This window comes from Niallia sp., from assembly GCF_031978665.1.
Classification (GTDB): Bacteria; Bacillota; Bacilli; order Bacillales; family Cytobacillaceae; genus Niallia.
The window spans coordinates 85295-97439 of sequence record NZ_DALZDK010000008.1 but is presented as its reverse complement, the minus strand read 5'-3'; the positions used below and the strand labels follow the sequence as shown (position 1 = coordinate 97439).

Annotated in this window: 13 protein-coding genes; 2 read left to right on the top strand and 11 right to left on the bottom strand. The window is 33.4% G+C overall.

Features of this window, described 5'->3' with window-relative positions:
- Positions 1-24 precede the first annotated feature (24 nt).
- Together RTL21_RS06375 and RTL21_RS06370 are read right to left on the bottom strand one after the other, a co-directional pair.
- On the bottom strand, positions 25-405 hold the full coding sequence (locus RTL21_RS06375) for a hypothetical protein (protein ID WP_312094478.1): 381 nt from the start codon (positions 403-405) through the stop codon (positions 25-27).
- A gap of 198 nt (positions 406-603) precedes the next feature.
- Positions 604-1239 (bottom strand): YitT family protein, encoded by a 636-nt coding sequence (locus tag RTL21_RS06370; RefSeq protein ID WP_312094549.1) that lies wholly within the window; start codon positions 1237-1239, stop codon positions 604-606.
- A 220-nt stretch (positions 1240-1459) separates the two neighbouring features.
- Between RTL21_RS06370 and RTL21_RS06365 the strand changes: the two genes are divergently transcribed.
- Complete coding sequence (locus RTL21_RS06365) at positions 1460-1909, top strand: Lrp/AsnC family transcriptional regulator (protein WP_312094476.1); 450 nt, start codon at positions 1460-1462, stop codon at positions 1907-1909.
- A 119-nt stretch (positions 1910-2028) separates the two neighbouring features.
- Here the strand turns inward: RTL21_RS06365 and RTL21_RS06360 are convergent, their stop codons facing one another.
- From RTL21_RS06360 to RTL21_RS06330, 7 genes are all read right to left on the bottom strand, one after another.
- A complete protein-coding gene (locus RTL21_RS06360; RefSeq protein ID WP_312094474.1) occupies positions 2029-2808 on the bottom strand; it encodes an HAD family hydrolase in 780 nt (259 codons plus the stop codon).
- A 201-nt stretch (positions 2809-3009) separates the two neighbouring features.
- The gene (locus RTL21_RS06355) at positions 3010-4200 is read right to left on the bottom strand and encodes a class I SAM-dependent rRNA methyltransferase (protein WP_312094547.1); all 1191 of its coding nucleotides are present in this window, start codon (positions 4198-4200) and stop codon (positions 3010-3012) included.
- Positions 4201-4333: 133 nt separating this feature from the next.
- Entirely contained in the window at positions 4334-4915 is a 582-nt protein-coding gene (gene clpP, locus RTL21_RS06350; protein ID WP_312094472.1) for an ATP-dependent Clp endopeptidase proteolytic subunit ClpP, read from the bottom strand.
- A 29-nt stretch (positions 4916-4944) separates the two neighbouring features.
- The gene (locus tag RTL21_RS06345; RefSeq protein ID WP_312094470.1) at positions 4945-5559 is read right to left on the bottom strand and encodes a sigma factor-like helix-turn-helix DNA-binding protein; all 615 of its coding nucleotides are present in this window, start codon (positions 5557-5559) and stop codon (positions 4945-4947) included.
- An 80-nt stretch (positions 5560-5639) separates the two neighbouring features.
- On the bottom strand, positions 5640-7133 hold the full coding sequence (locus RTL21_RS06340) for a DUF4153 domain-containing protein (RefSeq protein WP_312094469.1): 1494 nt from the start codon (positions 7131-7133) through the stop codon (positions 5640-5642).
- A gap of 97 nt (positions 7134-7230) precedes the next feature.
- On the bottom strand, positions 7231-7851 hold the full coding sequence (locus tag RTL21_RS06335; RefSeq protein ID WP_312094465.1) for a hypothetical protein: 621 nt from the start codon (positions 7849-7851) through the stop codon (positions 7231-7233).
- Positions 7852-7871: 20 nt separating this feature from the next.
- Positions 7872-8204 (bottom strand): PadR family transcriptional regulator, encoded by a 333-nt coding sequence (locus RTL21_RS06330; RefSeq protein WP_312094464.1) that lies wholly within the window; start codon positions 8202-8204, stop codon positions 7872-7874.
- 172 nt (positions 8205-8376) lie between these two features.
- Here RTL21_RS06330 and RTL21_RS06325 point away from each other — a divergent pair, with 172 nt between their 5' ends.
- The gene (locus tag RTL21_RS06325; protein WP_312094545.1) at positions 8377-9246 is read left to right on the top strand and encodes a YitT family protein; all 870 of its coding nucleotides are present in this window, start codon (positions 8377-8379) and stop codon (positions 9244-9246) included.
- 659 nt (positions 9247-9905) lie between these two features.
- Here RTL21_RS06325 and RTL21_RS06320 read toward each other — a convergent pair.
- Positions 9906-10805 carry an AEC family transporter gene (locus RTL21_RS06320; RefSeq protein WP_312094462.1) on the bottom strand — a complete coding sequence of 300 codons (900 nt, stop codon included), beginning with the start codon at positions 10803-10805 and terminating at the stop codon, positions 9906-9908.
- 87 nt (positions 10806-10892) lie between these two features.
- A complete protein-coding gene (locus tag RTL21_RS06315; protein WP_312094460.1) occupies positions 10893-12140 on the bottom strand; it encodes a glutamate-5-semialdehyde dehydrogenase in 1248 nt (415 codons plus the stop codon).
- Positions 12141-12145 lie beyond the last annotated feature (5 nt).

Here is a 12145-nt window from a genome sequence, read left to right as displayed (position 1 = left end):
GGATTGCTAATTAAATTTACAGAATTAAATCATTGCAAGTTCTTTTTGTATAGACTTTAATTCATTTAACTCCCTTGCAAACACTTCAAAATCCGCTTTATTTAACCCATCTAAGGACTCGTTTACTTTATATTCTAAATAATTCATTCTCAATTCCATATCCAATAATGCAGTTATTTTCTTATTAGCGACAAATTCTTCAATTTCATCTACAAACATATAGAAACTATAATCCTTGATCATGACAAGTATAAGCCAACCAAGTGAATCCACATATTTTCTTTCCTCTGTAACCGCAATAATATCTCCTTTATGTAAATCTAGAATGAATGTATGTTCAGGTCTAGGACAGGTACATTCGATCATATATTGAAATGGAGTTAAAACAATGAAATCATTATTCATTATATCTTACACCTTCCTATTCTTTTCATTTATTTGTTATCATTTTAAATGAAAATGATTATCAATGTCAATTATTTTCCCTATAATTATACTGAAAATATAAATATAATTATTTGCCATCAAAAAAAGAAACCCTCTCATATATTCTTTGATTTTCTAATCAGAGAATATCCATGAAAGGGTTTCTTTTTTCTTAACTTAAACCGACTGTGTTTCTACAACTTGGGAAACTTTTTCTACATTGCTTTTGCTCGTATTTTGACTAGCTATTTTTTCCTTAAAGGTACTCATCATAAAGGAAATAATAAACACAGACACAATACTATATAAACCTCTTATTAAACCTACACTATATAAGCCAATTAAAATAACAATTGTATCAAAAATAAAATTCGTTTTCCCCATATTCCAATTAAATTGTTTTTGTAGGGTAATAGACAGAATTTGTGCCCCACCCAAAGACGAACCATTCATAAATAAAATAATTGTGCCTATTCCGATAATGAACCCACCGATTATCGAACCTAATAAAGGATAAAACGCTATTCGTGGCAGAATGATTGGAAGCAGATATGAAAACAGGGTAACTAATGACACGGCTAATATCGTTGAAAAAGTAAATTTCTTGCCCATTTTAAAGTAAGCTAAAATATAAAACGGGATGTTTATTAAAGTGAATAAAATGGAAAAAGAAATTGGTAGCAAATAAGATACACTTAATGCAAGCCCTGCTGTTCCTCCAGTAACAATGGACGATCCTTTTAATAAATACAAACCAAATGATGTAATGAAACATCCAAACATCATAACTATTATTTTTTTCAAATAAAACACTCCTAATGTAATGTCAAGTAAGTGGAATGATAAAAGAGGATTCATGGGTGAAATCCTGAACTATATGTGGTTTTTTTGGTGGATTTATTACATATATAATGATAGAATATATCGAAGCAATTTTACATACCAATATGAATGTATTTATCCTGTACACCCTCAAATTCGTATGAATAATCGTACCAATACATTCAATTTGCAAAAAGGAGCATTTATTTAAATGGATAAACTTGACATACAATTACTTAAAATTTTACAAGAAGATGCCAGAATTACTGTTAGTGATTTATCCAAAAAATTAGCTTTAAGCCGTCCTAGTGTTTCGGAAAGGTTGCTGCGACTACAAGAAAAAGGCATTATCTTAGAGTTCAGTGCGAGAATATCCCCTGCAAAACTAGGGAGAGAAACACTTTTATTCATTCAAATTAGTGAACTTAAAGAAGAACCACATGCGTTTGAGGAATTTATCAAAACCGAGACAGATATTATCGAATGCCACCGCGTAACCGGTCCAGTAAGCTATACCATAAAAGCAGCTGTTTCGGGAATAGATGGGATGAGAAACTTAGTCGATCGACTGATTCCGTATGGCACGATTAACACATCTGTCATCCTAGCATCCCCTGTCCCATACAGGCATATCTTACCAAACGAACAACCAGTAGATTAAGAAAAGCTTATATACTTTTTCTTTGTTTATAAGCTAAACAAATGAGCTGAAAATAAAAGTAGCCTGGTAATCATAAGCAACATTTGATGCTTCATATGATTACCAGGCTTTTATTCTCTCTAATCTAATAAAGACAATAATTCATGAAGATGTTTGATTTCATAAGTAGGCTGGACATCCTTTGTTTCTATGTTTTCACGATTTATCCAGACTGACTTAATTCCCGTTCGATTAGCACCTATTATATCTGTCATTAAATTATCGCCGACCATTAAGCATTCCGACTTGTCTACACCGAGTAAAGATACAGCATATTCAAAGATCGAAGGGTCAGGCTTCCCTTTTCCAAAATCCCCAGAAATGACAATATGATCAAAATAGGGAGAGATTTCAGGCGTAATGGATAGTTTGGTATTTTGTAAATGTGGGGAACCATTTGTTAATAATAATAAGGAGTATTTCCCCTTTAACTGATCTAAAACAGAAAAAGTTTCTTCAAAAACGTATGGTGATTTCTTTCTGTTTTCTGGAAAAGCTTCTGCCAATTCCTCTCCAAATGAGGAATCATTAATCCCCAACGCCAGCAAGCCCTTTGTCCATGCCTCTTTTCGATAAACAGGAATAAGCTCCCTCATTTTCGGAAATAAAGCATGTTCTTCTAGAAACTCCCCCCAAAGTCCTTCAAACGGATTTATACCAATCATTTTTGTAAACGCATATGTATCATAGCCTTCATATAAAGCTTTCGCCTCTTTTCGAACCGCTTCTTCTAAACGTTCAGCAGAGATATTATGTCTTTCTTCTGCAAGCTTGCATGTCTTCCAAAAAGCATCTTGTACACTTTTTTTATCCCATAGCAACGTGTCATCCAAATCAAAAAGAATTGCTTTAATCGTCATTCTCCACGTTCTCCTTTTTTATATGAGGTTTATCAAAAAAGTACTTTTCCATTACATTTTCATAAAAAAAGTAATCTTTCATTATAAGATTACAAGTGTTTCTATATCTCGTAAACCCTTCTTTTAAAAAAAAGGATTTTACATCCATTGGCAAAATCCTTATTTTCTGAATCCATCCTCAGAAAATAATATCCTAAAATATCATTTAAGTTTTTTTATAAAAACGACTTTCAAATAATTACTTTCTTTCACTTCTTTGATATTGGCAAAATCCTCGGGGAGGCCAAATTGCTCTAAAATCTGATATCTTTCTTTTTGATGATCAAAGGCTGCATCAATAAAGCTTTTAAACTTTTTCATATCAAAGGTGGAGCAATTTGTAGAAGCGACAATAACCCCACCGGTATTTGTAATTGCAATGGCTTCTTTCAACAAATTTGTATAGTCCTTTGCTGCCCGAAAAGTGTGTTTTTTTGAACGAGCAAAGCTTGGAGGGTCAAGAATGACCATATCAAAGGAAAGCTGTTTCTTTACAGCATATTTGAAATAATGAAAAACATCTTCTACTATAATTTTTTGCTGTGTTAAATCTATTTTATTTAGCAAGAAATTCTCCGCTGTTTTTTGCTTTGAGCGATTCGCCAAATCGACGCTCGTTGTCGATAAGCTCCCTCCGACTGCTGCTGCTACAGAAAAGGCACCTGTATAAGAGAAAGTATTTAGGACGTTTTTGTCTATCGCATATTTGTCTCGAATCGTTTTACGAACATCTCTTTGATCTAAAAAGATCCCAGTCATTGCCCCTTCATTTAAGTTTACCGCGTATTTAACCCCATTCTCTAAAATGGTCATGGGAAAATCTCCTTTTTTCCCACTAACAAAATCATCATCTTCTAAATAGGTTCCGTTATTATCAAATCGCTTTTTCTCATAAATACCGTCTACATCTAATAACCGCTGTAAAGACTCAACGATCCAGCTTTTATAATTATATATGCCGATACTGTACCACTGTATTAAAAGATAATTGTTATAAAGATCAACGGAAAAGCCACCAATACCATCGCCTTCTCCATTAAAAATGCGAAATGCTGTAGTTTTAGTATCCTTAAAGTAGGAAGCTCGTTTTTCAATCGCTTTCTTCAAATGCTGCTCAAAAAATGGAGCATCTATAGGCACATTTTTATCTCTCGTTAAAATCCAGCCAATACCTTTATTTTGAATAGCATAATATCCTCTGCCTATAAACTTATTCTTTTTTGTTACAACATCGATTACTTGGCCTTCTTCTAGCCTGTTGCTAGTTGCAATAGCGTCTTTATATATTAAGGGATTACCATTTAGTAAGTTTTTTTCAAAGGCTGCTTCAATTTGTACTGTTACAATATTCATTTTGTCTCCTTTTACTTTCAGAGCTAATATTTTATTTCTTTTTCTATTATACATGAAAAGAAGATAGACGCTAGTACACAGGGGTGTTCCATCAGAAAAGGCATCCTGACACGGATGCCCCCCTTTTTCTATTCTATTTTGCGGTAATTATCTCATCCACAATCCCATAGCTTTTTGCTTCCTCTGCACTCATAAAATAATCTCTTTCCGTGTCATTTGCGATTTTTTCGATAGACTGGCCCGTTTTCTCTGCAATAATGTGATTAATATGACTTTTAAGCTTTACTATTCTTTTTGCTGATATTTCAATTTCTGTCGCTTGCCCTCTTGTACCTCCAAGCGGCTGATGAATCATAATTTCACTATTTGGCAAGGCATATCTTTTTCCTTTTGCACCTGCAAGGAGCAGTAATGCTCCAAAGGATGCAGCCATTCCTGTGCAAATCGTCCGAACATCTGGCTTAATGTAGTGCATCGTATCATAAATAGCAAAACCAGCTGAAGTCGAGCCACCTGGACTATTAATATATAAGGAGATATCTTTATCTGGATCTTCCGCTGCCAGAAATAACAATTGGGCAACAATATTATTGGCAACTTGATCATTGATCTCATCTCCAAGCATGATAATTCTATCCTTTAATAAGCGTGAATAAATATCATAGGACCTTTCTCCGCCTGCTGACTGTTCAATAACATAAGGAATCGTACTCAACCCTTTTCCCTCCCATTCAAATAAAGTTACTATGCTGCTGTAAGCATGGCATTGCATGTTGGATATTTTTTCACTGGTTTCGCTAATACCATTTCTTTATAAATGGTATCCATTAGAATAGCTGGATCTTCCATTTTTAACACTTCATAATACATCAAACGAATTGCATCTCTATTTTCATGATGATTGACTTTCCATGTTGATTCTTCATTTTTCAACTGATTCCTCGCCCGAAATAAAATCGATTTAACAGCCGTTTCTGTTATATTTAATAGCTCTCCAACTTCTTTCAAACGAAATTGAAACCCTTCTACAAGCATATAAACAATCCCTTGTTTAAGCGTCAGTTTTTCAGCGAGATATTCTGCAAGAATCATGGATGTTAAGCTGCTATTTTCGGTCCCGCTTTCCTTAACTTCTATTCCAATGATTTCTTTCTTTTTTCTTATCTTATCAATCCGATGATTATTGGCAATTTTTTTTAGTAAAGCAGGGGTAATATCATTCTCATGGTAATTTTCCATTGCCTTCAAAAAGGAGTCTTGGATTAAATCTTCCTTCTCCCATTTATCCATCGAAAGATACTGACAATAATGATCAAGTTTCCGATACATTTCCTTTATATTTGCTATTTCCCCCCTCATCATTGAATCCCTCCTTTAACTGTTTATATATAGAACGTTTGAAATAGCGAAAAAGATACGGGGATATGAAAATTTTCTTTTTATTTATCGTCGCTATCTTCCAATCGATATTTTTTTCCATTCTGTTTATTTGGCTTACCATTTTCAAAATCAATCGTCCCAAGTAATCGTCTTGCTCTGTCATCTACCATATTATAGCTTTGCCACTTAACATCACTTTCATCGAGAAGCTTCTTTTTAGCAAGCAACAAATGTTTTACGCTATTCATTTCCGGGTTCTTTTGATAATATTCGGTTAATACTGGAATAGTGGAATAGGATAATGATTCTATATACTCCCAATCAACTAAATTTGTTTCTTCAAAACGTTGTAAATTTTTACTAACGATAAATCGATCCATATCGATTAGATTTAAACCACAGTAATATAATAAGGAAAGCAATAAGAAGAAGCGCATAAGCTGAATTTTCTCTAACCAAATTTTAATAAACGTAAACGCAAAGAACACCGCTAATAGGAAAATAAAGGAATGAGAAAACAAACGTAAATATGTATAACCATAAGCCTGTTCATATAGGGATAATCGTAAATGAGCAGATATGAGAATAATAAAACTAAAAACAATTAAGAAGGATAGACCCATTTTTAAGAAGACAGTTCGTTTATTAGTATATATGTTAACTAATAAAGTGATTGAAATATTAATTATCGTTACGATGATAAGTTCAAAAAACCCCTTTTTTGCATAAGCAGCATAGGTAAAGCCCTTCATTAATACATCATTGAAAAAATATTGAAACTGAATAATTGTATAAAGCAGATACAATCCATTAATGGCCATGAGTATCGTTAATAAAGTAGCTTGCTCCCATTTCCCTTCTGTTACTTTGCTTTCCAGCGGAATAATAACCGACTTCTTACTAATTGTTTTCATTAATAATGCTAGAAAAACAAATAAAAATACGATTCGAAGGAAAATACCTATTTCTTTTATATTTAACGAGACAAGGTGAGCTAGTATTTTTTCAATCATGATACTAAAATTCTGGTCTGATAAACTTAAGAGGAAAATTAATATCATTAATATCGGTAATGCAATGATGATTCCTAATAGTATTCTTTTTATATATGTATAATTCCTTTCATTCCCACGTTCCTTTATCGATTTTCGGAAGAAAAAAATTAGATATTTGCCTAATTTAAAAAAGAAGGAAACTTTCTTTTGCATATAACGAAAGATGTCGACATTGCTCCAGCTAAGAAAAGAAGGACTTGTGATTAGAATAGTATGTACACTAATTAAAAGAAAGATTATTAATAGATTGAAGCGATAAAAATAAGGGTTGGCAATGAACACGAAAGACAATGTTAAAACCCAAATGCATAAAAATAAAAAAATACCTATTATTCGATGTGTATGTATCTCTTTTTTTGTTATGTAAAAATAAAAAACGTAAAATGCGACAACAAAAATGCTTAAAGAAATTCCGATTGTCTCTGTAAATAATGTCACTTCTGAGATAATGGCAAGTAATAAACAGCCAATAAAATATATACTATTTTTCTTGTTCATTTAAATCTTCTCCTTTACATAGAAATTCTATATAGAAATTAAAAATAAGAAGAATTACGATATACAGTAATTCTAGGTAGTTAGCCGCAAGAACAACTTAGATTGATCTCGTTGTTCCAAAGCGAAATGCGAGAAAACATATTGGATATAGAATAATCGTAAAAAAGATGCAGATTAGAATAAATTTAGGCGTTAACAAAGGATCAAATACAGATAAAGGAATAATCTTAAAAACAACAAAGCACATAAGTAAAAGATTGGGAACCAAAGAGACAACAAATGTTCTCATCAACAGTTTTTTACCACCAAGTCCAAATTCCTTGCCAACTTCATATCCTAGCAAGAGCCAAAAGAATAAATAAAGCAGAATTAGAAAAAAAGGAATACTCGTAAGAAATAACCATAATTTACTGATGGTTGGATTCGATAGGTGGTGGTAAATCACGGTTAAACCAATACCTCCAACAAAGAACAGCAAATTAGCAAAAAAGAAATTCCATTGTGTTTTCTTTGCTGTCATGGTTAACTCTTCTTGATACAATGCTGCAATTTCCTCTGGAGAACCTAACCTTTCAACCACAGCAATCATCGCTTCTTTTTCTATACATTGCTTTTCCAAGAGAATATCTTCTAACAAATCGGATAGATGAAGCTCATATTCTATGCATATTTCCTCTGTTTGATCATGATCCTTCAATAAATCCCTAAGTTGTTTCATGTAGGATTCTCTTGAATAAATCATATTCCTTTTCTCCCAATCACTTTATCAATGGTTTGCACAAAGTTTTTCCATTCTGTTGTTTTTTGCTCCAGAATTTGATGGCCAGCCTCTGTTATTCGATAATACTTTCTTGCAGGTCCTTTCTCAGACTCCTTCCAGAAAGATTCCACATATTCTTGTTTTTCTAATTTATGTAGTGCCGGATATAGCGTCCCTTCTTTTACTTGCAGAGAATAGTCGCTTCTTTTTTCCATCTCTTTTACAAGTTCATATCCGTACATTTCTTTCTCTGCCAAAAGCTGTAGAAGTATTAAGGATGTACTCCCTTTTACTAATTCCCTGTTAAACATATTTTCACCTACCTAGAATTAAAATGTACTATGTTAGTATTTTAACGTTCGTATCCTGATAATGCAATATATAAATAGCTATTCGTTCCGCTAATTTTTTTCTGGCATTTATTTATGCTACTATATACTACGTAATCAGTTTGTGTATTTTACATAGGTGAAAGGTGTTTTAATCATGGCAAAAACCCACAAAAAAGAAAGTACCTCCCATTTAATCATGCGATACTTGTTACTCACAATTGGTGCTGGTTTTGCAGCAATTGCGATTGATTTATTTTTAGCTCCAAATACGATTATTGATGGAGGAGTCATCGGGATTTCCTTGATTCTAAAATATAGTTATGGCTTGAGCTTTGGAATCCTCGTGTTTATTCTCAATCTCCCTTTTTTATTTGCGGGCTATAAATACATTGGGAAAAACTTCTGTATTTCTTCCCTTTATTCCATTATCATGCTTGCGATTATTGAATTTTTGCTCGAACATTTTGAACCAATTACAACCCAGCCACTCCTTGCTACAGTTTTTGGCGGTTTATTGCTTGGAGCAGGTGTAGGAATTGTAATCAGAAATTCAGGTGCGTTAGATGGGACCGAAATATTAGGAATTCTTCTTACAAAAAAAATTCCTTTTTCTGTCGGAGAATTTGTAATGTTTATTAATGTCTTCATTTTCTCTTGGGCTGGTTTTGTTTTAGGTTGGGAGCAAGCTATGTTCTCCATCCTTACCTATTATATTGCGAGTAAAGCGATTGATGCTGTTATTCAAGGGTTTGATGATACCAAAGCTGCGATGGTTATCTCAGATGAGTATGAAGAAATCGCGCAAGCACTATCAGACCGTTTAGGCAGAGGGGTTACAAAGCTTAAAGGAAAAGGCGGTTATTTGGATAAAGAGAAGGAAGTATTATATGTTGTATTTACAAGGTTAGAAGTAGCAAAATTTCGAAGCATCGTCCAGGAAATCGATCAAAATGCTTTTATTACCATTATGGATACGCAAGAAGCTCATGGGGGGAAATTTTCTAAATCTGCGATTCATTGATCTTTTTTCTAATCATCTAATCGATTTCTGTTAATAATCACAAAGAGGCAGAGACATAAGCATACAAGCAATAGCCCAACCTGAACAACCATAAGGAAATTTCCATATAGTTGTTTGGGTTTTTATTAGTTTAATAAACGGCTGTTTCAATAAAGTTAGCGTTAGTACCCACAGTCAAGAGGCTCAACTTCCTACCCGACGCATCGTGTGTCTGCAGCGCAATGGAACAAATAGTTTTTTACACTTGATTAAATTTATAATCATAAATATAATCTTATTTAAATGTCCATGATAGAACGTATAATTGTAACAAATATACTAATATAGCTCATTACTTTTCATCATTTTCTTAGTTCATAATAATCCAAATTTCCTTATTTATTAATTTTCTATATTTAGCTTGTATTTCTCTTTTTTTATTATTAACTGATTTCATATTAAACTCCTCTTGATAAATGTTTAATTATATCAATTAAACCTTCAGTAACTTACTTGCTAAATCAATATTAAGAGCTAATACTTTTCAAAAAAACCCCTTAAAAATAAAAAATTCCCAACATTACTTTTATTATTAAGGACTAAATATTTCCATTCTTACCAACCTCCATTAATATTTATATCGAATCTCTAAAATATCGAGATATTTTAGAGATTCATAGTTATATTAGGGATAAAATAACCGGCAAAGTTATTAAACTAGCTAATGTACTAAAAAAAGTCGCACTAGAGACAAAATCGGGCTCTGTACCATATTGAACAGCATAAAGTGTTGTGTTCGCCGCTGCTGGCATTCCAGCAAGAAGGATCATGATTTGCTTTAGCATCTCATCGACTGGCAAGACGAATGTCAATAGCCATGCCATGACTGGTGATACGATAAGCTTTAAAAACAACGAAATAGATAGTGGTCGATACGCAATCTTTCTGACACTTACATTAGCAAGCTGGATACCTAAAACAAGCATCACTGTTGGAATCGCTGCATTACCAACTAGTTTAATAGCTTCAAGCATAGTCTCTCCGACCGGAATATGAAGGGAATGAAAAACGGCTCCAAGGATGGCACCATACATGACAGGTACTTTAAGCACCTTATATAATGTATCTTTGCCATTTCCATCATCAACAGAGCCTTTCGCAGCATAATAGACACCTATTGTTACCATTATTAATTGCTGTATTACCATCAAGATTACCGCATAATGTAATCCTGGCTCACCGAAAACAAATAAAACGAGAGGTGTTCCATAGTTGCCATTATTCATAAAGGCAGAGGATAGAATCATTCCACAAGTCTTTTTTACAGAATATCCTCTAAAAAAACCAATAATATATACAATTGCTATAATGCCCAATACTAACGTTAGCGCATAAATAGTCATATACAAATAATCAATCGTGAACGTTGTTTCATAAAAAACACTAAATGACAATAAGGGTGTCATTAAATAGACAGACACAGCTGAAACAGATCTTATATCAATCTGAAGTGCCTTTTGGCCAATAAATCCAACTGCAAAAATAAAAAAAATCGGTAATAAAATACTTAAATACCCCAATATCATCATCCAATCTGCATATAGTTTGACATACAATCCCAGGTGCAAAGCTAAGTATTTGTTGTAATTCTTTAAAATAATTCCTATTTAGTTTCTAATTTGACCTTCTCCATAAATAAAGAATTTAACAGATGTTAATGCATTGAGCCCCATCGGACCTCTCGCATGTAGCTTTTGTGTACTGATGCCAATTTCTGCGCCATAGCCAAATTCAAATCCGTCTGTAAATCTAGTACTAGCATTATGATAGACAGCTGCAGCATCTACTCCTGACAAAAACAACGCCGCATTTTCCTTGTTTTCGGTTATAATTGCTTCTGAATGCTTTGTGCCATACGTATTAATATGTGTGATGGCATCTTGCACTCCGTCTATTATCTTTATGCTAATCTTTAAAGCAGAATATTCAGTAAACCAATCTTCTTCAGTCGCTTCTTTTGCTAATGAAAACATGTGACACACTGTATAATCACCGTAAATTTCCACATCTTTCTTGTGTAATGCCTCTAATAGAGCAATCCCATGTTGTTCAAACCAATTTTTTTCTATTAAAATAGTCTCTAAAGCATTACAAACAGATGGACGCTGCGTTTTTCCGTTTAAACTGATGTTAATTGCCATTTCCTTATCTGCAGTTTCATCTATAAATAAATGACAATTTCCTGCCCCAGTTTCGATAACGGGTACAGTGGCTTCCTTCACTACTGTATCAATTAGCCCTTTTCCGCCGCGGGGTATTAATACATCTAAAAATTCCTTTAGATGAAAGAGTTCTTTCGCCGTTTCCCTGTTCGTATCTTCAATTAATTGTACAGCGTCTTTTGGCAAGGCAGATTTTTCGAGCGCTGCATGGATAGAATTAACAAGCGCGATATTCGATTGCTTTGCAGAAGAACTACCTCTTAAGACAATGCTATTTCCTGTTTTCAAGGCAAGGCTTGCCGCATCTATGGTTACATTTGGTCTTGCCTCATAAATCATCCCCATTACGCCGATTGGAACAGTTTTCTTAACTATTTTTAGTCCATTTTCTTTTTCTATTTCTTCTACAACAACGCCAACGGGATCATTCAGATTAACTAGCTCCTGTAACGCTAAAGCCATATCCTTAATCCGTTTTTCATCGAGCATAATGCGATCTAAAACAGAAGGAGATAGACCATTTTCTCTTCCATTTTCGAGGTCGATTTTATTTTCCTTTATTATCAAGTCTGTATCTTCTAACAATTGATTGCTTATAAGCAACAATGCTTCATTCTTTTCTTCTGTTGTATAATTCAATAACTGAAAGCTTGCTTTCTTTGCTAATTTACCTTTTTGAAAGACCTCTCCCATTTCTA

What these genes read in the sequence shown, in the direction of transcription:
- RTL21_RS06375 (WP_312094478.1), bottom strand. Translation starts at nt 405, where the DNA reads ATGAATAATGATTTCATTGTTTTAACTCCATTTCAATATATGATCGAA.
- RTL21_RS06365 (WP_312094476.1), top strand. Translation starts at nt 1,460, where the DNA reads ATGGATAAACTTGACATACAATTACTTAAAATTTTACAAGAAGATGCC.
- RTL21_RS06360 (WP_312094474.1), bottom strand. Translation starts at nt 2,808, where the DNA reads ATGACGATTAAAGCAATTCTTTTTGATTTGGATGACACGTTGCTATGG.
- RTL21_RS06355 (WP_312094547.1), bottom strand. Translation starts at nt 4,200, where the DNA reads ATGAATATTGTAACAGTACAAATTGAAGCAGCCTTTGAAAAAAACTTA.
- RTL21_RS06345 (WP_312094470.1), bottom strand. Translation starts at nt 5,559, where the DNA reads ATGAGGGGGGAAATAGCAAATATAAAGGAAATGTATCGGAAACTTGAT.
- RTL21_RS06340 (WP_312094469.1), bottom strand. Translation starts at nt 7,133, where the DNA reads ATGAACAAGAAAAATAGTATATATTTTATTGGCTGTTTATTACTTGCC.
- RTL21_RS06335 (WP_312094465.1), bottom strand. Translation starts at nt 7,851, where the DNA reads ATGAAACAACTTAGGGATTTATTGAAGGATCATGATCAAACAGAGGAA.
- RTL21_RS06330 (WP_312094464.1), bottom strand. Translation starts at nt 8,204, where the DNA reads ATGTTTAACAGGGAATTAGTAAAAGGGAGTACATCCTTAATACTTCTA.
- RTL21_RS06315 (WP_312094460.1), bottom strand. Translation starts at nt 12,140, where the DNA reads ATGGGAGAGGTCTTTCAAAAAGGTAAATTAGCAAAGAAAGCAAGCTTT.